Source organism: Pandoraea horticolens (genome assembly GCF_902459555.1).
GTDB classification, from domain to species: Bacteria; Pseudomonadota; Gammaproteobacteria; order Burkholderiales; family Burkholderiaceae; genus Pandoraea; species Pandoraea horticolens.
This window is the reverse complement of the sequence record NZ_CABPSM010000009.1, coordinates 23,890-44,656: the sequence shown is the minus strand read 5'-3', so window position 1 is coordinate 44,656 and position 20,767 is coordinate 23,890. Positions and strand designations below refer to the sequence as shown.

General features: G+C 63.2%; 16 protein-coding genes and 1 pseudogene. 6 read left to right on the top strand and 11 right to left on the bottom strand.

Annotated elements, in window-relative coordinates; all coding sequences use genetic code 11:
- The first annotated feature begins 172 nt into the window (after positions 1–172).
- Complete coding sequence (locus PHO31112_RS15630; RefSeq protein ID WP_150621333.1) at positions 173–871, top strand: LexA family transcriptional regulator; 699 nt, start codon at positions 173–175, stop codon at positions 869–871.
- A gap of 57 nt (positions 872–928) precedes the next feature.
- Here the strand turns inward: PHO31112_RS15630 and PHO31112_RS15625 are convergent, their stop codons facing one another.
- From PHO31112_RS15625 to PHO31112_RS15610, 4 genes are all read right to left on the bottom strand, one after another.
- Complete coding sequence (locus tag PHO31112_RS15625) at positions 929–1,654, bottom strand: transporter substrate-binding domain-containing protein (protein WP_150621332.1); 726 nt, start codon at positions 1,652–1,654, stop codon at positions 929–931.
- A gap of 16 nt (positions 1,655–1,670) precedes the next feature.
- Positions 1,671–2,837, bottom strand: a complete 1,167-nt coding sequence (locus PHO31112_RS15620) for a GGDEF domain-containing protein (protein WP_246178257.1) — start codon at positions 2,835–2,837, stop codon at positions 1,671–1,673.
- Positions 2,838–3,209: 372 nt separating this feature from the next.
- Positions 3,210–4,949, bottom strand: coding sequence for an ATP-binding cassette domain-containing protein (locus PHO31112_RS15615; RefSeq protein WP_150621330.1), 1,740 nt, complete (start codon positions 4,947–4,949; stop codon positions 3,210–3,212).
- 129 nt (positions 4,950–5,078) lie between these two features.
- Positions 5,079–8,033: a deaminase domain-containing protein gene (locus PHO31112_RS15610; protein ID WP_174995732.1), complete on the bottom strand. Its 2,955-nt coding sequence runs from the start codon at positions 8,031–8,033 to the stop codon at positions 5,079–5,081.
- On the opposite strand from PHO31112_RS15610, the gene PHO31112_RS27925 reads away from it, so the two are divergent.
- A complete protein-coding gene (locus PHO31112_RS27925; protein WP_281355098.1) occupies positions 8,026–8,148 on the top strand; it encodes a hypothetical protein in 123 nt (40 codons plus the stop codon). The two genes, PHO31112_RS15610 and PHO31112_RS27925, sit on opposite strands and share 8 nt — an antisense overlap.
- 759 nt (positions 8,149–8,907) lie before the next feature.
- Here the strand turns inward: PHO31112_RS27925 and PHO31112_RS15605 are convergent.
- Complete coding sequence (locus PHO31112_RS15605; protein ID WP_150621328.1) at positions 8,908–10,017, bottom strand: hypothetical protein; 1,110 nt, start codon at positions 10,015–10,017, stop codon at positions 8,908–8,910.
- Positions 10,018–10,955: 938 nt separating this feature from the next.
- On the bottom strand, positions 10,956–12,251 hold the full coding sequence (locus PHO31112_RS15600; protein WP_150621327.1) for a hypothetical protein: 1,296 nt from the start codon (positions 12,249–12,251) through the stop codon (positions 10,956–10,958).
- A 1,284-nt stretch (positions 12,252–13,535) separates the two neighbouring features.
- Between PHO31112_RS15600 and chrA the strand changes: the two genes are divergently transcribed.
- Both chrA and PHO31112_RS15590 read left to right on the top strand, forming a co-directional pair.
- Entirely contained in the window at positions 13,536–14,768 is a 1,233-nt protein-coding gene (gene chrA, locus PHO31112_RS15595; protein WP_246178254.1) for a chromate efflux transporter, read from the top strand.
- Between the two features lie 120 nt (positions 14,769–14,888).
- A complete protein-coding gene (locus PHO31112_RS15590; protein WP_150621325.1) occupies positions 14,889–15,917 on the top strand; it encodes a MerR family transcriptional regulator in 1,029 nt (342 codons plus the stop codon).
- 26 nt (positions 15,918–15,943) lie between these two features.
- Here the strand turns inward: PHO31112_RS15590 and epsC are convergent, their stop codons facing one another.
- Both epsC and PHO31112_RS27165 read right to left on the bottom strand, forming a co-directional pair.
- Complete coding sequence (gene epsC / locus PHO31112_RS15585; RefSeq protein ID WP_150621324.1) at positions 15,944–16,885, bottom strand: serine O-acetyltransferase EpsC; 942 nt, start codon at positions 16,883–16,885, stop codon at positions 15,944–15,946.
- A gap of 343 nt (positions 16,886–17,228) precedes the next feature.
- Positions 17,229–17,399 carry a hypothetical protein gene (locus tag PHO31112_RS27165; RefSeq protein ID WP_174995731.1) on the bottom strand — a complete coding sequence of 57 codons (171 nt, stop codon included), beginning with the start codon at positions 17,397–17,399 and terminating at the stop codon, positions 17,229–17,231.
- A gap of 5 nt (positions 17,400–17,404) precedes the next feature.
- On the opposite strand from PHO31112_RS27165, the pseudogene PHO31112_RS15580 reads away from it, so the two are divergent.
- A pseudogene (locus PHO31112_RS15580) lies at positions 17,405–17,607 on the top strand (2,4-dienoyl-CoA reductase); the annotation flags it as partial.
- 51 nt (positions 17,608–17,658) lie between these two features.
- On the opposite strand, the gene PHO31112_RS15575 reads toward PHO31112_RS15580, so the two are convergent.
- The 3 genes from PHO31112_RS15575 to PHO31112_RS15570 all read right to left on the bottom strand — a co-directional run bounded on the left by PHO31112_RS15575 (position 17,659) and on the right by PHO31112_RS15570 (position 19,353).
- Positions 17,659–18,051 (bottom strand): carboxymuconolactone decarboxylase family protein, encoded by a 393-nt coding sequence (locus PHO31112_RS15575; RefSeq protein WP_150621323.1) that lies wholly within the window; start codon positions 18,049–18,051, stop codon positions 17,659–17,661.
- Positions 18,052–18,145: 94 nt separating this feature from the next.
- Entirely contained in the window at positions 18,146–18,274 is a 129-nt protein-coding gene (locus PHO31112_RS27920) for a hypothetical protein (RefSeq protein WP_010804177.1), read from the bottom strand.
- 188 nt (positions 18,275–18,462) lie between these two features.
- The gene (locus PHO31112_RS15570) at positions 18,463–19,353 is read right to left on the bottom strand and encodes a LysR family transcriptional regulator (protein ID WP_150621322.1); all 891 of its coding nucleotides are present in this window, start codon (positions 19,351–19,353) and stop codon (positions 18,463–18,465) included.
- 95 nt (positions 19,354–19,448) lie between these two features.
- Here PHO31112_RS15570 and PHO31112_RS15565 point away from each other — a divergent pair, with 95 nt between their 5' ends.
- Positions 19,449–20,750: an aspartate aminotransferase family protein gene (locus PHO31112_RS15565; RefSeq protein WP_150621321.1), complete on the top strand. Its 1,302-nt coding sequence runs from the start codon at positions 19,449–19,451 to the stop codon at positions 20,748–20,750.
- Positions 20,751–20,767: the final 17 nt, after the last annotated feature.

The following is a 20,767-nucleotide window of genomic DNA, read 5'->3' as shown; positions in this document are numbered from 1 at the left end:
TCTCTCCTTGGTCACCTAATCGTGTGACAACGCCGTCGTTGCGCTATCATCATGTAGCGAAATTCGCTATCGGGTGATTTTATTGCCTTATAGAGAATGATCTTAATGATATTTATCGCTATAGTTATCGCGACAGCGGGATATTGATCCCGAACAGCGGCGGGAGAGACACGTGACGAAAGCGGACAAGGCGGTGATCTACGGCGGCAATGCCGGAGCTTCCGCACACGACACCGACGACGACTTCATTGCACGGTTGCGTTTGTTGGTCGAGCGTGCGGGCAACGCGAGCGCGCTAGTGCGCCAGGCGGGAATCTCATCGAGCGGATTTCAGAAGTACCTCGGGGGCGCGGAGCCTTCACGGCGCGTATTGATGGCGCTGGCCGAGGCGGGGGGCGTGACGCTGGAGTGGTTAATCACGGGGCACGGTGCGATGGAGGTGACGGTTCGTGACAGTTGGCCGGAAAACCATCTGACGCTTTTACCGCTTTACCGGGGTGACGACGCGGACTGCACCGTTCCGCAGGCGACGCCGGAGAAATTGGTGCAACTAGCGTTTTGCCAGGAGTGGCTTGCGCGCCACGGGTACGATCCGGCCCATCTGGCAACGATGCGCGTCGAGGGCAACGCCATGTCGCCAACGTTTCGGGCGGGAGACACGCTCGTCGTCGATCGACAGGCCGCAAGTCCGGCTGACGGCGAGGTCTACGTACTGCGCGATGGCAGCGACCTGCTAATCAAACGCTTGCAGCGTCAGCTTGGCGGCATGGTGTCGCTCATATCGGACAACGCGCAGTACACACCCATTCAGGCACCGTTGGAAAGCCTGGATATCGTCGGGCGAGTGATCTGGCGAGGCGCGTTGCTTTAATGCCGCTGCCCGGTTCGTCACTAGGCGTCTATTCGTCAATCTCCGAACGACGCCCCTTCATTCTGCCGCGCGTTCCACGACGCTATCGATTTCCGTCTCCGTGATGCCGTGCTTGGCCATACGCTTGCGGTGATCGGCCGAGCCCAGATACCGACGCAGTTGGCGGTTCACAGCGTTCAGTAGCGTCTGGTTGTCTCGCTTGAAGGAGAACGCCCCGACCGGCGCGCTACCGTTCGCCGTCGCTTCGTGTGCAACGGCTTCGAGTTCCCGGTGCGCGGCGGCGATTTCGCGATTGCCGAGCGCTGTGGCCGCATACGCATCGATCTCGCCGGCGACAAGCGCCGCCACAGCGTCGGATTGACGCTTGAAGGTCACGATCCGTTTGTCCGGCACTCCCGCGTTCATGGCCGTGTCGCGCTGCACGGTCCCGGTGACGAGGCCGAGGATTACATCGCTACGTGTCGCCACGCTTTCATAGCGGACGAGCGCTTTCGGATTGCCGTGTCGAACGACAAAGCCGTCGCCCAAGGCCCAAACCGGCACGCTGAAAGCAACGGACCGCGCCCGCTCGGCGGAGACGAACAAGGGCACCGTCATGTCCCACCGACCCTCTTGCACCCCCACCAGCAGTTCCTCGAACGTCGTCGGCACAAACTCGACATCTGATGCGCCGATCGCGCGAAGCGTCACGTCGGCCAATTCGATGTCGGCACCGGTAGCGAGATTATCCGAACCCGTCCAGTAGAACGGGGGCTCCTCAATATAGGCGACGCTGACTTTCATGGGGATAGATGTCCTGTCAACGGGAGGTGATATTGCCGGAAGCCAACTCGCTTGACCCTGTCGGGAGACGTTTCCATTGGCGGGCGTCCACCGCCGGAGCGACCATGACGCAATTTCTGCCGTTCGCCTTGGCGGCATAGAGCGCGGCGTCGGCTCGCGCCATTACCGACGCGAGCGTGTCGCCCTCGCAGTACGCGTCGACACCCGCGCTGAGGGTGGGCACCACGTCCGCGCCCGGCACACACGACCCCGACGCGGCGACAATGGCACGCAGCCGGTCGACAAGGCGCCCGGCCTCTTCCTTTGTGGCGGACGGCAGCAATAACGCAAACTCTTCCCCGCCGATGCGCCCTACCACATCGTCCTCGCGTACGGCGTGGGAAATCAGTGACGCCACACGAGCAAGCGCAAGATCCCCCGCGGCGTGCCCGTATCGGTCGTTGATGCGCTTGAATTTATCGATATCCAGAATGGCGATGGAGAATACGGCCTTCCTCGCCGCCGCTGCGTGGGCAATGGCCTCGGCGCGAGCGATGAAGGCTCGGCGTGCGAGCACCCCCGTCAGGTCGTCGAACGTCGCCAGACGCTCCATCCGATCCGACAGCCGGTCATGGGCCACCAGCACCATACCGACCGACAGACATGGCAACGTCAGCGCCGCCATGCCAAGAAACATGACGTTCAACGGCGTCGGCTCCAGAAATACGGTCTCGTGGGCGAAGCCGAGTCCGTACGAAATGGCACGGACGGCGTGGACCACAGCCCCAAGCGCAGCCGCAATCGACACGAAGTAATAGGCGTACTTGGGGCGACCCGGCGGCCGGTATTTCAGCACCGACCAGCCGATATGGAAGCGAACGTATGCAATGAAACCCGAAATCATGGTGCTGCGGGCATCAACGTGCGGCGAGACAAACGTCCAGTAAACCAGCATGAACAGGATGCCGCCGACGGCGACATACTCCCAGGCGACCGAGGCTCGTTGGTTCAGAAATTGCCGGAAGCCGCGCAGGCCGAGAAGCGACGCGATGACCAGCAGACTGCTTGCCGTCACTACGACAATGTCTGACGTTCCCGAAAGCAGCAGTGCGGAGGTGATGACCAGCAGTCCGCTCGCCACGCACCAAAGGCGCACCCCAGGGACTTGTGCCTGGAATAGCGAGCCCAGAACGGCCACGCTCATGACGCACGATAGGATCGCAATGCTGATGAAGACTGCCGGGATAGACATGAAAGCGTGACAGAGTTTTGGGTTCGCCTGCAGCCTCAGGGGCAAGACAATATGCCCCCGCACCATCGATGGACGCCCGTATAGGGACCTCTATTGCCGACCGTTAAGCGCGTGTAGCCGCCAGCATAGCCGAATTCGATGAGGAGCAACGACGTCGTTTTGATGCATGACAAACAAGCCTCACCTGTTCGTGCCCGGCATGGGTTCCGGCGCAACGATCTAACGGCGACGCCCGCTTTGCCGTTCAACGTGCCGCCATTTCACAGGCCACTCGCCTGCCCCCGGAACTCGCTGACGTTATGTCTATTACGTCTGTTATGTCTGCTAAGTCCGTCGCGCGAGCACCTCGTCGCGTGGACCGGAATCCACCACTCGCCCGCCCTCCATCACGACGATCGTGTCGAACCGTTCGAGCAGACTTGGCCGGTGCACCGATGCGACGATGCACGCCGTCGGGAATGCCGCATACATGCGGTCGAACACCCGGGCTTCGGCCAACGGGTCGAGGGCACTGGTCGGTTCGTCGAGCAGTAACAGCGAACTTCCCTGCGCCGCCAACGCCCCGCGCGCCAACGCCAATCGCTGCCGCTGACCGCCCGAGAGGTTGCCACCGCGCTCGTTGAGGGCACTCGCCAGTCCATCGGGAAGGTGCTCGAGTACATCGTCGAACACACCGGCATGCACCGCCTCACGCAGGGATTGGGCGTCGGCCGGTTCGCCGAATGTCAGGTTTTCCTCCACGCTCGCCTCGAACACTTCCGCCTCCTGCGGGATCAGCGTCGCCAGTGTTCGCAGTTCGGCCCACTGCGCTGAGGCACCGTCGCGCCGCAATTCGCCTTGCTGCGGCAGGTAGAGCCCCGCGAGCGTGCGCAGCAACGTGCTCTTGCCCCCGCCGCTCGGGCCGACGAGCGCCACGCGCGCGCCGCGTTTGAGCACGAGATCGACGCCGTGCAGTCCACCGCGAGCGTCGTCTGTGTAATGCCACGTCACGCCGCGCAACGCCAGCGTCGCCCAGGGCGCATCGGGCACGATGGCGGGCACAACGGCGCCGGGATCGCTCGGCGCCGCCCAGATGGGTTCGGCGCTGCCGTAATCCGTATGCATACGCGCGAAGCTCTGGAAATTCGAGGCCATCGACCCCACCACGGTCGCAGCTTGCTGCGCGTACTGATAGATCATGAACACCGTGCCGAGCAACACCGCTTGCCCCGGCTCACGCGATTGCAATACATAGACGACCACCAGAATCCACGTCAGCCCCATACCGAGAATATCGACGGCGAACCATTTGCCTTCGTTCACCGTTACGGTGCGTCGCAGCGGGACCATTACCGCCTCCATGCGACGCCCCAGCACCTTGCGCGACGCCGCCTGCAACCGCAGGCCAATCACGGTCCCCGCGTTGCCGACGAAGTCGAGCAGCGCTGCCGCATAGCGTCGCTCGGCGTCGTTCTCCGCACGGGCGAGCTGCATAAGCACGCGATCGAAACGCAGGATGATGAGCGCGATGACGACATAACCGGTCACGGCAATCACGCCGCTCGTGCGCGACAGCAACGCCAGTGCCACCAGCGGACCGACGAAATTGAAAGTGTTTTGCAGATAGCCGAACTGATTCTGGGCGAAGTCGGACAGCGCGCGGCTGGACTGCACCACACGATGCTGCAACTCGCCCGAATGCCGGCCGTCGCGCCATGCCAGCGGTGCTGCGGCAATGCGCGCATAGAGTTCGTCGGCCAACCGCACACGCACGCGTACCCCGACGTTTCGCTCGAGTATCCGGCCCGGACCGTGGAGCATCCACGACAACAGATAGAGGCCGACGAGGTAGACGATCCAGCGGCCTGCCGTCGCCATGTCGCCTTGCTGAAGCGCGTTGATCGCTTGGGCAGCCAGCCAAGGCATGGTCAGACGCAGCAATTGCGCGGCCGACAGCAAACCGGCGGCGCCAAGCAGGTGCATCCGCGCACCGTGCGCATGACGCCAGAGCGCACGGTAAAGGTCTCGCGCCGCGCTGCCCAGCCCGATGGCGGGCTCGCGCGAGAGGAATTCGGGCACCGTCATGCGTGCATCGTTCCTTTGCCCATTGGCACAGTGCCCGCAACGCGCCGCCCTGCTGTGGCGAACGGCGATGCGGGCAGTGATCCGACGCCGGGATCGGCGTCGAGACCGGTCAATATAGGCGAAAAACGATCAGGCGTCCTGCTGACGGGGTGTCATGCGCCGTCGACCCGTGCCGTCCCCGGTACGACCCGGCGGCCGCGCTGCTGCTGATGCGGGCGAAGGCGCTTCGGATGTAGCGCTGCCTGGCGCCTGGCGATCGCGCGGTGACGGCGACACATAGTAGAACCGCAGCTCGGCGTCCGGGTAGTGGTACGGGACCATCGCGAGATTGACCGCGCACGAATCGCAGAACGGCAGGCGCGAGCACATCACAATTGAGCGAATGACATTTTCGCCTGACGGATGATCGGCGTAGATCTGCGCCAGGATCATTCTCTCGGTGTCGAGCGTGCGGGCCTGAGCGCCCCGCGTCGCGGCATTGTACGTCGGCAGGTCGGCATCAGCCATTACATACCGTAAATGAGGCGGTTCCGTAAAAGTGAGGTCCGTTCCCGTACGCGGCGCTTTACGGCGTTGATTGATGACGTTATCTTGCCGCTGCTTATACGCCCTACCTGCGTCCACGATGCGCACGTTCGATGCGCTCGTTCGCAATTCCCTTCGCTGAAGCCCTGACATGCAGTAGTAGATCGTTCGCGTACCGTCGACGAGCGTGACTTCTGCGACGGCAATGTTTGCGTTCCTGGACACCTCGCGCATCTGATCGCCGACGTCGCGCGCCGCGCGCGCGGAACCGGTGACGAGCCCCTGCAGGTTGGGCATGTCGGGGAACAGCGTCTCGAATATCGACAGCACGTCGCGCGTTGTCTGCACATCCCCGACGAAAGGCAATTGCGACCACACGGCGAGCGGTGCCGGGCGCGACACGAAGTCACGCGAAATCGCGTTGATGAACGCTTCGGCCTGCGCCGGATACCCCTGCCAACGGCTCCATAACCGATTGAACATCGGCATCAATGCTGCATCGACCTCCTGCGGCGGCGAAAACCCGCTCGCGCCCGGCGACGCGGCCGGTGTCCGCGACGCTGCGACCCGATGTTCGATCGCGTGCGTCAAGGTGTGAATCGCCCGCCTTGCCTCGACCACGGACAGCGAAATATCCTCGAGCCCGCGCCATACGTCTGCTGGTGACGGCGCGTCTTCCCAGACTTTGAGATACAACTGCAACAGCGTTCGTGCCTCGCCATAAGAGATCATTGGCAACACAATCGCGTTCTCGGCAGCTGCACGATGATTCTGTGCAGTCCGATACTCCCGGATATCGCGATGCTCCGCCTGGCGATAATGCAGATGAACCTGATGGGTCGATCTCGCGGCATCGCCGATCGGCAGTGTGAACCGGTAGTAGACGTCGTGCGAGAGTTGCACCACGCCATGCAGCGTATTGTGCCTGTCCCGATACGTACCGAACGGCGCCGCGATCGGCATATTCCCGAGCGTCAGCCTCACGCGCCGCCCGCCGACCGGGCCGTCTGTCGACGCCTGCTCGTAGTAGGTCAGTTCGCCGTTCAACTCGGATGCGTAGAGCGAGGAGTCCACGACAGGCGATTGTGCCGACACACGCGGCGCCCCTTCCTCGTCGAAGTGACCAAGACGTCCGAAGGCGAAGAATGCAAGGCCGCCATCGGAAGTCGAAACGGCCTGAGAATATACTGCGACACGCAAACGCACGAGCGGCGACGCCTCGATCACCTGATGCTGCGTCACCGTTGCCCCCTGCTCCGTGACCGAGACTTCGCCTTCCTGTTCTCCATGACATTCGAGACACATTCCGTCGACGTCGGCCCCGACACCGCGCGAGATGCGGCACAGGGATTCCGGTCCCAACTCGGCGCGCATGTCCTTGAGCGGCCGAAGATCCGAGGCGTGTTTGCGCGTACGCGCCACCGACGCGCCATATAGATCGCCGTCGATTTGGAAGACCTTCACGCCGTTTTGCGCCCGATCCGGAAGGTATTCGACGTAGACGTCTGGTGGCAAGGACCACGCTACGCCTCGTCCATATGGCCCCGAGAACGGTTCATGCTGGATGACGGGAGGCAGTGATGGCTCATGCGACACCGCCTCACGAGGTGCCTTCACGGGAGCATCGGGCCAAAGGTGCTGCAACAGGGCAATGGCGTCCTGATGCAACTTGTCGGCATGCACCACGGCAGCGAGACATTCGAGCCCTGTCATGGAGAGTCGCGACGCCAATGCCCTTGTCCCACCGATATCGGCGAGCGCATCCCGCCGGGACCGTGGCCCGACAAACGCGTCCTGCGCTTCGCGACGGTCCCGAGGGGAGCTTTTCGCCAAGGTATCGAGCAACAGCTCGGCAACTTCTTCCATATCCGGTGAGTCGATCACCGACGACTCCGGAGACGGCCAACCAGGTGAGATCGAAGCCCCTGCCGTCTTCAGCGTGAATCGCATCTCATCGTTCTCGCCAATACGGGACTCGATCGCCGCCCAACGCGCGCCCCAGAACACGGGACCATACGTCTCGCCAAAGCACCGTTGCCCAAATTTGTTACGCGGACCGCACCCCGCGACGGGCGTGATGAGCGCGGGCGCCTCGTAGGCGAGCGACAGTGCAAATTCGCGCCACGTGCCGACTTCATCGCGAAGGTGGAGCGAGATAGCGTGAGACGCGTGGTAAGCCACCCGCGTCGGTGTCGAGCCTAGCGTCCCCGTATGCTCGACAATCAGCGATTTATGGCTGGGAACCAGGATATCGGCATTGGCAAATGCCGCGCGCGTCTGCGCGTCTGAGGTGGCAACCGCTTCCCGGATCAGCGCGACGACGGCGCGCTGGATGTCGCTACGGTACGTCGTCAGTCCCGCTCGCAGGGCTTCATTGCTATGCGCCGATATCGCCGGGTTGCCGACCGATCTCATCCGGTGTGTTGGCAGACACTGCGCCATCACGCCCTGACCACCGGGGTCGGACGGCCACACGCGCAGCAACGCATAAAAGCCGGAGAGCGTTTCCGAACGCGTCAACGCTGCGGGTGCCGCTACGGTCGGCACGTCAGTGGACACGCTTCTGCGGCTCATCGAGCGCAAACTGGTGACAGGGGCACCTGGCACAATGGCCGCGCTTGCCACGCCTGCCGCGCAAACCACTGTCAGCAACCCCAGCGCGAAGGCGGCGTGAGACCCTTCCCGACTCCTTGTGTTGCTCGACCCGCGAAGGGTCTCGGCGGCCGCCGTCTCGCGTGCGGTTGAACGAGGGGTCATCCGTGAATGGCTGGCATGATGCAGTTCCCGTCGAGGGATCGGCGCGCCAGTGCGCCAGTCGTCGACAAATGCCGGATGCATGCGGCGCGGTCGAGCGTTATGCGCGTGGGCAGCGGGTCGATGAGCGTGGTGCGGTATTGCATGATGCAGTCGTGTCATTTGACGTGTCTCCCTTGAGTCTTGCTGCGATATGCCTTCGCGCCCTCGCAAGGCACAACGCTCGCAGCAAAAAGGGGCACACGTTAACGCGGCACAAGGCCGCCCGATTACAGAAACGAACCGCCGGTTGTGGCAGTTTTCACTTTGTCGTCCGATTCCGCCACCTATTTGGGGAAACGGACGGGTTCTGCAAACCTCAGTCCCGGCGAGTCTCTGGATTTAGCGTGGCTAACAAAACCGTGTCGTCGGAATACGCGTGATACGCGTTTTCGATGATCATCCCTTTGAGGTTGACGTAGTAGGCTGTGCCGACGTGGAGGTCGTCACGGGAGGCTGGGAGCGCGGGGCGCCAGCGTCAGAAGCGGGAAACAATGATTCATCTCACCGAAGCGCTATCGATCGCGGCGTGCCCGTCATCGTCGCAGCCCGCCGCACGCTTCCGATTGTCGCAGAGGTACACCAACCACACGTGCACAAATCGCCCTTACCCATGCAAGACAGGAGGCGGGGCTGTGGCTCACATTGGCGGCGTGCCAGCCTTGCTGAGCCGGTCCTCCCCGAACTGGGTCAGCGTGCCGTCTGCACGAAGGTAATTTCTCAGTGCCGCCACTGAGACGTTGTCCTGCCTGGCCAAGCCGTCGAACCCGCCTGCGGCCTTAATCCCCGCCTGGCCGAGGGCCGCCCACTGTCGCAACATGGCGATGGTGATCTCCACTTTCCTGCGTGGGTAGAGCCGGTCCTCGCCACGCTGGTGCAGCGTGCCGTCTGCTCGAAGGTACCTTTTCAGTGCGACAGCGGAGACGTTGTCCCGCCGGGCCAGACCGTCGAGCCCGCCTGCGGCCTCAATTCCCGCGCGGCCGAGGGTGGCCCACTGTCGCAACATGTCGTCGGTGATCTCCACTTTCCCGCCTGGGTTGAGCCGGTCCTCTCCGCGCTGGGTCAGCGTGCCGTCTGCACGAAGGTAAGTTTTTAGTGCCACAGTTGAGACGTTGTCCCACCTGGCCAGACCGTCGAGTCCACCCGCAGCCTGAATCCCCGTCGGGCCGAGGGTGGCCCACTGCTGCAACATGGCGATGGTGATCCCCACTTTCCCGCCCGGGCTGAGCCGGTCCTCGCCCTGCTGGGTCAGCGTGCCGTCTGCACGAAGGTAAGTTTTCAGTGCCGCCACTGAGACGTTGTTCCGCCGGGCCAGGCCGCCGAGCCCGCCCACGGCCTTAATCTCCGCAGGGCCTAGAGCCGTCCACTGTTGCAACATGTCGTCGGTGATCTCCACTTTCCCGCCTGGGTTGAGCCGGTCCTCGCCGCGCTGGTGCAGCGTACCGTCTGCACGAACGTAAGCCTTCAGTGCCGTAGATGAGACGTTGTACCGCCGGGCCAGGCCGTCGAGCCCGCCCGCGCGTTTAATCCCCGTCGGACCGAGGGCCGCCCACTGCCGCAACATGTCGTCAGTGATCTCCACTGTCCCGCCTGGGTTGAGCCGGTCCTTGCCGCGCTGGTGCAGCGTGCCGTCTGCACGAAGGTAAGCTTTCAGTGCCGCAGATGAGACGTTGTACCGCCAGGCCAGACCGTCGAGCCCGCCCGCAGCCTGAGTCCCCATCGGGCCGAGGGTCGCCCACTGTCGCAGCATGGCGTCAGTGATCTTGGCTTTTCTGTCCGACGCGCCAGTCCTTTGCCGAAGGATTTTGGCCGGGGGCGGCATGAAAACTGCATCCCTTCTATTGCTTACGTCGTGGGGCGCTGACCGCCTTTCCGCTTCGCTGTTCGAGGTGACGACCGGTGTTGCGAGGGCAAGCGGTCGCGGGACCGAACTCGACGGCCTATCGGCCAGCGCTCCGGCATTGGCCTGCAGTGCCGCCGGTGCGGCCTCCATGTCCATGTTTCCTTGCACCCACTCCATGATCAGCGGTGTTGCAGAAGGGGGCGGTCGTTGGACTGAATCCCACGGCACGCAGGCTAACGCTTCGGCATTGACCTCAGGTACGAGAACGCTGCATTGGTAGTCCAGCAACCTATCCAGTATTTGCGGTGTTTCGGAGGGCGGTGGCCGTTGGATGAAATTCGGCAAGGCGTCCCCCACCCCGGCATGGATAGCCGGTTCCGTTTGCCCCTCAGTCTGATCTGTCTGGTTCACTAAGCGCACATCGACGCCGATAATCGTCGGCCGCATTGATGTTGATGTCGACTCGCGCACGTTTTCCGGGGCCGGTCCGGTGCTCGTCATCGTTCTGAGAGGTGGCAGGAGGTGCCCCAAACTCGACGGCATACGGGACCATCCATCCGCTTGGCGCACCTCGTGCACGTTGACGCCAAGGGTGGACAACTGCGGTGCAGTTGAGGTTGACAGAGCAGGTTGCGCCGACGTAGGGGGCGTCACGGGAAGCCGGGAGCGCGGGGCGCCAGCACCAGAAACGGGAAACATTGAATTTATCTCACGGAAGCGCTTTCGATCGCGGCGTGCCTGTCATCGTCGCAGCCCGCCGCACACTTCCGATTGTCGCAGAGGCACACCAACCACACATGCACAAATCGCCCTTATCAATGCAAGACAGGAGGCGAGGCTGCGGCTCACATTGGCGGCGTGCCAGCCTTGCGGAGCCGGTTCTCGCCGCGCAGGCTCAGCGTGCCGTCTGCACGAAGGTAACTTTTCAGTGCCGCCACTGAAACGTTGTATCGCCTGGCCAGACTGTCGAGCCCGCCCGCGGCCTTGATCCCCGTCTTGCCGAGAGCCGCCCACTGTCGCAACATGGCGTCGGTGATCTCCGCTTTCCCGCCTGGGTTGAGCCGGTCCTCGCCGCGCGGGGTCAGGCGGCCGTCTGCCCGAAGGTAACCTTTCAGTGCCACAGATGAGATGTTGTCCCGCCGGGCCAGACCGTCGAGCCCGCCGGCGGCCTTAATCTCCTCCGGGCCGAGGGCCGCCCACTGTCGCAACATGGTGTCGGTAATCTCCACTGTCCCGCCTGGGTTGAGCCGGTCCTCCCCGAACTGGGTCAGCGTGCCGTCTGCACGAAGGTAATTTTTCAGTGCCGCCACTGAAACGTTGTCCCGCCGGGCCAGGCCGTCGAGCCCGCCCGCAGCCTTAATCCCCGCCTGGCCGAGGGCCGCCCACTGTCGCAACATGGCGACGGTGATCTCCACTTTCCTGCCCGGGTTGAGCCGGTCCTCGCCGCGCTGGGTCAGGCGGCTGTCTACATGAAGGTAAGTTCTCAGTACCGCCACTGAGACGTTGTTCCGCCGGGCCAGACCCTCGAGCCCGCCCGCGGCCTCAACTCCCGCGCGGCCGAGGGCCACCCACTGTCGCAACATGGTGCCGGTGATCTCCACGGTCCCGCCTGGGTTGAGCCGCTCCTCCCCGAACTGAGTCAGCGTGCCGTCTGCACGAAGGTAATTTTTCAGTGCCGCCACTGAGACGTTGTATCGCCGGGCCAGGCCGTCGAGCCTGCCCGCGGCCTTGATCCCCGTCGGGCCGAGGGCCGCCCACTGTCGCAACATGGCGACGGTGATCTCCACTTTCTCGCGTGGGTTGAGCCGGTCCTCGCCGCGCTGGGTCAGGCGGCCGTCAACATGAAGGAAAGTTCTCAGTGCCGCCACTGAGACGTTGTTCCGCCAGGCCAGACCGTCGAGCCCGCCCGCAGCCTTAATCCCCGCCTGACCCAGGGCCGCCCACTGTCGCAACATGGTGTCGGTGATCTCCGCTTTTCCGCCTCGGTTGAGCCGGTCCTCGCCGCGCGGGGTCAGCGTGCCGTCTGCACGAAAGTAATTTTTCAGTGCCACCACTGAGACGTTGTCCCGCCTGGCCAGGCCGTCGAGCCTGCCCACGCCCTGAATCCCCGCTTGGCCGAGGACCGCCCACTGTCGCAGCATAGCGACGGTGATCTTCGCGTTCCCGTCCGACGCGCCAGTCCTTTGTCGAAGGATTTTGGCCGGGGGCGGCATGAAAACTGCTTCCCTTCTATTGCTTACGTCGTGGGGCGCTGACCGCCTTTCCGCTTCGCTGTTCGAGGTGACGACCGGTGTTGCGAGGGCAAGCGGTCGCGGGACCGAACTCGACGGCCTATCGGCCAGCGCTCCGGCATTGGCCTGCAGTGCCGCCGGTGCGGCCTCCATGTCCATGTTTCCCTGCACCCACTCCATGATCAGCGGTGTTGCAGAAGGGGGCGGTCGTTGGACTGAATCCCACGGCACGCAGGCTAACGCTTCGGCATTGACCTCAGGTACGAGAACGCTGCATTGGTAGTCCAGCAACCTATCCAGTATTTGCGGTGTTTCGGAGGGCGGTGGCCGTTGGATGAAATTCGGCAAGGCGCCCCCCACCCCGGCATGGATAGCCGGTTCCGTTTGCCCCTCAGTCTGATCCGTCTGGTTCACTAAGCGCACATCGACGCCGATAATCGTCGGCCGCGTTGATGTCGACTCGCGCACGTTTTCCGGGGCCGGTCCGGTGCTCGTCATCGTTCTGAGAGGTGGCAGGAGTTGACCCAAACTCGACGGCATACGGGACCATCCATCCGCTTGGCGCACCTCGTGCACGTTGACGCCAAGGGTGGACGACTGCGGTGCAATTGAGGTTGACAGAGCAGGTTGCGCCGACGTAGGGGTCGTCACGGGAAGCTGGGAGCGCGGGGCGCCAGCGCCAGAAACGGGAAACATTGAATTCATCTCACGGAAGCGCTTTCGATCGCAGCGTACCTGTCATCGTCGCAGCCCGCCGCACGCTTCCGATTGTCGCAGAGGCACACCAACCACACATGCACAAATCGCCCTTATCAATGCAAGACAAGAGGCGAGGCTGCGGCTCACATTGGCCGCGTGCCAGCCTTGCGGAGTCGGTCCTCGCCGCGCGCTCAGCGTGCCGTCTGCACGAAGGTAAGTTCTCAGTGCCCCAGATGAAACGTTGTCCCGCTTGGCCAGACCGTCGAGCACCGCCCGCGGCCTTAATCCCCGCAGGGCCGAGGGCTGCCCACTGTCTCGACTGGAGTCGAGACAGCGTCGACGGTGGCCAGCTCTCTACGTCATGTGGCGAGTGTTCTGCTGACGGACATCGCGTAAGCTGGAGAGCATCGAGGCGGCGTCAGGTCATGCTTCCGTCATCGCCTTGAGGTTATGCTTGCAGCCTTTTCCCCCAGATCACTAACGTTGAGTCCTACCTTGAAAACCGATAGCGAGGCAGCCTCCGGCGTCGCCCCGTCGAATCTACGCGCAGCACTCGACGTGTTACGTGCGTTTCTCGTACTGGGCCTGACCAGCTTTGGTGGGCCGGTTGCCCACATTGGCTACTTCCGGCGGGAGTTCGTCGAGCGTCGCCGCTGGCTCGACGACGCGAGCTTTGTGGATCTGGTCGGCTTATGCCAGTTTCTCCCCGGACCGGCGAGCAGTCAGGTTGGATTCTCCATCGGCTTGCTTCGCGCCGGTTGGCTGGGGGGCGTCGCAGCGTGGTGCGGGTTCACACTGCCCTCCGTATTGCTGCTGCTTGTGTTCGCCATCGTGGCACCGCGTCTTGGCGGTCCGGTGGGGGATGGCGTACTGCATGGGCTCAAACTGATGGCGGTCGCTGTCGTGGCGCAGGCCGTCTGGGACATGGCGAGACGGCTATGCCCGGACGCACGTCGCGCAGGCATCGCCTTGGTCGCGATCGTCATTCTCGCGTTCGCGACAACGCAGTTTGCCCAACTCATCGTGATCGCGCTGGGTGCGGCGCTCGGCTACACACTGCTGCGCTCGGCCGATCCGGCGGCAAGCCAGGCGGTGTCGCCGCTTCGATTCCGGATTTCGCGGACGGCGGGTGCCCTCGCGCTCGTGCTCTTCGCCACCCTGCTGTTCGGCCTTCCGGTGTTGTACCAGCTCACAGGCGACCGCCCCGTGGGGGTGCTTGACGGCTTCTACCGTGCCGGGGCACTCGTGTTCGGTGGTGGTCATGTCGTGCTGCCGCTGCTTCAGGAGCAGACTGTCGTCACGGGATGGGTATCGGCCAACGACTTCCTCGCCGGCTACGGCGCCGCGCAGGCGGTGCCCGGCCCCCTCTTCACCTTCGCGACGTTTCTGGGTTGGCTTTCGGGAAGCCCGACGCATCCGTGGCTCGGCGCGACGCTGGCGACTGCGGGCATATTCCTGCCGGGATTGCTGCTCGTCATCGCCGCCCTTCCGCATTGGCAAGCGCTGCGCGAGCGGGCGACAACTGCCGCGATGCTGGCCGGGGTGAATGCGGCGGTCGTCGGCATTCTGGCGTCGGCGTTGTACTCCCCCGTGTGGACGAGCGCTGTACACGGCCCCGCCGATTTTGCCGTTGCCGCCGTTGCCTTCGTCCTGTTGACCCGATGGCAAGCGCCGCCGCTTGCTGTGGTCGCGTTATGCGCCGTTGCGGGCGCGGCGGGGCTTGCCTGACGAGCGGTGGCGCTTACCAGGCGTTGGGCACCCGTTCGATGCGACATCGATCACTGTTGACCTGCCCCTTGGGGCCAGCCTGACGATGGCGTCAACCGGGTCAACACAACGAGGTGAACGATGAAGGATTCTGCGGTCCGCCTGAATGCGTCGGATGCTGCGCGACGGCTGGGCGTCTCGAACAAGGCTTTGCGGCTTTACGAGCAGCACGGATTGGTTTCGCCGGGTCGAACAGCGGCGGGCTATCGCATCTATGGCCCGGCCGACATGGCGCGGGCTGCTGAAGTGGTCGCGCTGCGCGCCTTGGGGTTAAGCCTGGCGCAGGTGGCCCGCGTACTGAGCGGAGGCGATTCGCAAGCATTGGCGAGCGCGTTGGCTTCGCACGACAGTGTGCTTGACGACGAGATTCGTGATCGGCTGCGGCGGCTGGAGGCAGTGAGAAGCTTGCGTGCGGGACTGGCTGCAGGTCGAATGCCTGCCGAAGGCGAATTGCCCGGCCTCGTCGAACAGGCGGCCCCGAGCGTCGCCTTTGAACTGCCGTGGCCGTGGGGTGGCGAATGGTTCGAATGGCGAGACATTCGTCCCTTGAACTACATCATCGGATCGTTGGGGAGCGGCAAGACCCGGTTGGCGATGCGATTGGCGCAGGCGTTACCCGGCGCCACGTTTCTGGGGTTGGACGATCGACTGGGAGAAGGATGCCGTACCGCTCGTCTCGCGCTTGAGCGTGACGTGGCGCTACGCGCGCGCGTCGATCACGCGACGGCGTGGTTGCGGGACGAAGGCGCCACAGAGTCCGACGCACTGGCCGTGCTGCTTGTATCGCTGGAGGGTGAACGTGCCGGGGCGTTGGTTATCGACTTGATCGAACAGGATCTTGAGCGAAGCACACAGGAAGCGCTGATTCGCTACTTGCGCAGATATATCAAGGTGCGCAGGCAGCCGCTCTTCGTGATGACGCGTTCGTCGGCCATTCTCGATCTGACGGCTGTTGGCCCTGACGAGGCCATCGTGTTGTGTCCGGCCAATCACAGCCCGCCGGTGCGCGTAGCGCCCTACGCTGGTGCGCCGGGCTTCGAGGCGGTGGCGACGTGTTTGGCATCGCCGGAAGTGCGGGCGCGAATCGCTGCACCGCCGCAGACGGTTTGAAGGAAAGTGTCGCGGCGGCGCATGGATCAGGATGGGTCGTTATCGCATCCGGAGACGGGGGGCGAGCCGGCTTCTGTGCGGGAGCGGGCTTGAGTGATGTTGCTATAGGGGGGAACGTCTTGCGTTAGCCAGACGTTGCCGCCGATGACGGAGCCTTGGCCGATCGTGACTCGGCCGAGAATTGTCGCACCGGCATAAATGACCACGTTGTCTTCCACGATCGGGTGGCGAGCGAGTCCCTTGCGCGGATTGCCGTCGTCGTCGGCGGGGAAGCGTTTGGCGCCGAGCGTGACGGCTTGATATACGCGCACGCGTTGGCCGAGGATTGCGGTCTCACCGATGACCACGCCGGTTCCGTGGTCGATAAAGAAGCCGGCACCGATTTGGGCACCGGGGTGGATATCGATACCGGTATCCGAGTGGGCTTGTTCGGCGATGATGCGGGCGAGCAGTGGCAGTTCGAGGCGATAGAGTTCGTGGGCGATCCGGTGATGGATCATGGCGTGGATGCCGGGGTAGCAGATCAGGACTTCGTCGACGCTGCCGGCGGCTGGGTCACCTTGATAGGCGGCGAGCACGTCGCAGTCGAGCAGTTCGCGGATTTCCGGGAGTTTGCTGGCGAATTCTTGAATAGCTGAGTGGGCGCGTTCCTCGATGAGGGCCTGAGTGATCTCGGCGTTGTGCCGGGCCTTATAGCGCCATTCGAGTCGCGCTTGTTCCGAGAGGTCGTTGAGGACGCTGGTGAGGGTATGGCCGACGTAATAGTTTTCGCCTTGCTGGTGAAGGTCGAGGGGTCCGAGGCGCATGGGAAAGAGGACGCCTTTGAATTGTGTGATGATTTCTGCGAGTCGTTCACGGGAGGGCAGATCGCGTCCACCGGATTCGAGCAGGCGACGTTGGCTGTCACGCCAGCGCAGGCGTGCGGAGTGCAGTGAGGAGACGATATCGTCGATTTCGAAAGCGGCCACGAGCGGGAACTCCAGAAAAGCGAATACGATGACAAAAAATGGTCACCGAAAAAAAGGTTAAGCCAAGCATTAAGCAAAGAAGCATAACGGGTTTCCAAAGCACCTGTCGCGACATGGTTTCTGGGCGGTCCCATGAGAGAGCGGGAGCCCCTGAGGCAAGAAGCCATAGGAAAGAGAAGCACAACGGACGGGAACGGAGACGGACCTTGGCTCCTTTCTGCAGCGAGTTGGGTTTATGTCTGAGAGGCGGAAAGGGGCCAAGGTCCGTCTGGAGGGCGGTGTAAAAAAGGGCAACAAAGCGGGGAGAACAGCAGAAACCGGAGGCAAAATACGAGCATCGGTTTCAGGCGCGCTTTCTTCCTGCGCTGCGCGGGGGAATCGTCTGCGGTATGTTCTGACGCAGGCTCTGGCGCAGGCGAACCGACGTCAGCAAGCGCAGGGCTGCCGTCTGACAATCCTCCCCTTCGGCGCGTTGCTCGATGGCGTCGATCAGCGTTGACAGGTTTCGAGGCATCGACCATGGCACTCTTTACGCCCCTCACGCTGCCCAATGGCACATCGATCCCCAACCGCATTGCCAAGGCGGCCATGGAGGAGAACATGGCGGATGCCGACCACGCGCCGTCCGACGCGCTATTGCGGCTCTACGACGCGTGGGCACAGGGGGGGCGGGCCTGATCCTCACGGGCAACGCACGGCATGCCAGACGCGGCAGTATCGGCAATGGATCGCGCGCGGTCTCGCGCGCTGATCCGTCCTTCCTTTGACCCGAATTACTCGAATGCAGGATCGATCGGCACGCGATACCCCACCGCGAGCCGGTTCGTTTCGTTAGCCATGCCGACAACGGCAAGCAGTTCACCGAACATCTCGTCAGTCATCCCCGCGCGCCGCGCCGCCGCCGTGTGGCTGGCCACACAATATCCGCAGTTGTTCGTGACACTGACCGCCACATAGATCAGTTCCTTGATGAGCGGGTCGAGCGCGCCCGGCGCCATCACATCCTTGACGCTGTCCCACGTGCGCTCGAGTGTCGGCGGGTGCTGGGCAATGTACTTCCAGAAATTGTTGACGTCGGGCACGCCGCGAGTGGCCTTGATGTCATCGAAGACGGCCTTGACCTCGGGCGTGGCGGATGCATATTCAACGGGCTTTTGCTGGCTCATGGATGGGCTGTACCGGATAGTCGTTGATGAAGTGAAGCCGTAGATTACAAGCATTCCCCAATGACACCGGCCCCTGGCACGGTGCCAGCGCAGCTTACAGTGCCCGCTTGACCGTGCGCGCGGCGCCAGAGATATCTTGCCCCACGCCATCGACAGTATTGCAGGCTGCCAGAGAGAGCAGCGAACCAATCACCAGGAAAAATGCCACGAAACGCGACAACATATCGACCTCGATACAAAAAACGGAATCACCCCCGGATTCTCCGCCTTCGTTACATATTCCGAAGGCCCGGAACCCGACTTTTTCTTGAATAGCGCGGATGCTGCTGCCTCCGCCTCGAAACCACGCGCAATTGTGCTTCAAATTCACCCGGACAGGAACCGGCTGACGTGCCCTATCCGTTTCCCCTGCTACAACACCGCCAGCGTCTGCCGGATGTGATCGGCAAACGCCGTGCTCAGGTGATTCGGGCGTGCGCGATCGAACTTTACCGTAATCCCGACAGACGGCAACGGCGGCAGCGTATCACCTGTAACAATGCGTAAATCCGAGGGCACCGCAGTCTGGGTCATGACGGCAAACGCTTGCCCCGAACGCGCCAACGCTATCAGCCCGGACAGACTGCTGCTCGCATAGGCAATGCGATACGCCCGGCCCGCCTGCGTCAACGCCTCGCAAGCCGCGATATGGTCGAGCGTGTCGGGGTCGGACAACGCCAGCGGCAGCGGTTCGCACGCATTGGCAAGCACTGCTTCCAGCCCCGGATTCCCGATCCATACCAACGGCTCGCGGCGGATGACACTGCCCTCGCCCACCCCTTCCGGCAGGGAAATCAGCGCCAAATCCAGCGCGTGCCGTTTCAGTTGTTCAAGCAGCCGCGGCGTCGGTCCACAAATGACTTCGACCAGCGCATGGGGGTGCGCCACGGCAAACTCGCGCAGCAAATGGGGCAGAAATGCGGTGGCATAGTCGTCCGGGCAGCCGAAGCGGATGGTGCCGCTCAGCCCACGCCCCGACATATCCGCCATGGCTTCGTCGTGCACCCGGAGAATTCTCTGCGCATGCCCAAGCAGGCGCTCGCCGGGGCTCGTCAGCACAACACCTCGCCCGGTGCGCTGCAACAGCGGCTGGTCGACAATGACTTCCAGACGCTTCATCTGTTGGCTCAACGCCGACTGCGTGCGGGCAATTCGCTGCGCCGCACGGCTGAGCGAGCCGGCTTGGACAATCGCAACGAACGAGCGCAGCAGATCGATTTCAAGAGACATACTCAAGGTATTCGCCTCACTTCTATCTTTCATTAGCATTATTCGCTTCCATGAAAGCAGAGCGCTGCTTAGACTGCAAGCGGTGATTGACTCTCCCCTTTGTCGCTTTGTCTATCGGAGATTTCCTCGTGTCCAAGAACCAAGACGCCGACTTCTGGCGCAATGCCCGGCAGCATCTGATTCGCTACGGCGGTACGTTCGAGCCGATGATCATCGAGCGGGCGCAAGGCAGCTTCGTCTACGACGCCGACGGCCGGGCAATTCTCGACTTCACCTCGGGCCAGATGAGTGCAGTACTTGGCCATAGCCATCCTGATATTGTCTCGGTCGTCACCGAGTCCATTGGACGACTCGATCACCTGTTCAGCGGCATGCTCTCGCGACCGGTGGTCGATCTTGCCAAGCGACTCGCCGATCTCACGCCGCAGGGGCTGGACCGGGTCATGCTGCTGAGCACCGGCGCCGAATCGAACGAGGCGGCCATTCGCATGGCGAAGCTCGTGACCGGCAAGTACGAGATCGTCGGTTTCGCGCAGTCCTGGCACGGCATGACGGGTGCGGCGGCATCGGCGACTTACAGTGCTGGCCGCCAAGGCGTCGGGCCGGCCGCCGTGGGCTCATTCGCGATTCCCGCACCGTTCACTTACCGCCCGCGCTTCGGCCCCGCCGGACAGTACGACTATCTCGCCGAGCTGGACTACGCGTTCGACCTGATCGATCGCCAGTCCAGCGGTAATCTCGCCGCCTTCATTGCGGAGCCAATTCTTAGCTCGGGGGGCATCATCGAGTTGCCGCCCGGCTATCTGGCAGCGCTCAAGCGCAAGTGCGAAGAACGCGGCATGTTGCTGATTCTCGACGAAGCGCAGACAGGCGTCGGTCGAACCGGCACGATGTTCGCGTTCGAACGGGACGGCGTGACGCCAGACATTCTGACCCTGTCCAAGACACTTGGCGCCGGGCTGCCGCTCGCCGCCATCGTGACATCGGCCCAGATCGAGGATCGCGCCCACGAGCGTGGCTATCTGTTCTATACGACCCATGTTTCCGACCCGCTACCGGCGGCCGTCGGCCTGCGCGTGCTCGACGTGGTAGCCCGCGACGGCCTGGTGGCCCGCGCCAATGTCATGGGCGAGCGTCTGCGCAACGGGCTGCTTGGTCTGATGGAACGCTTCGAGTGCGTGGGGGATGTGCGCGGACGCGGCCTCCTGCTCGGGATGGAAATCGTCAAGGACCGCCGCACCAAAGCGCCGGCGGACGGCCTCGGCGCGAAGATCACACGCGAATGCATGAATCTCGGCCTGAGCATGAACATCGTCCAACTGCCCGGCATGGGGGGCGTTTTTCGCATCGCACCGCCGTTGACCGTCAGCGAGGAAGAAGTCGATCTCGGCCTGTCGCTGCTCGGTCAGGCCATCGAGCGGTCGCTGTAACGAAACCGGCGCAAAGC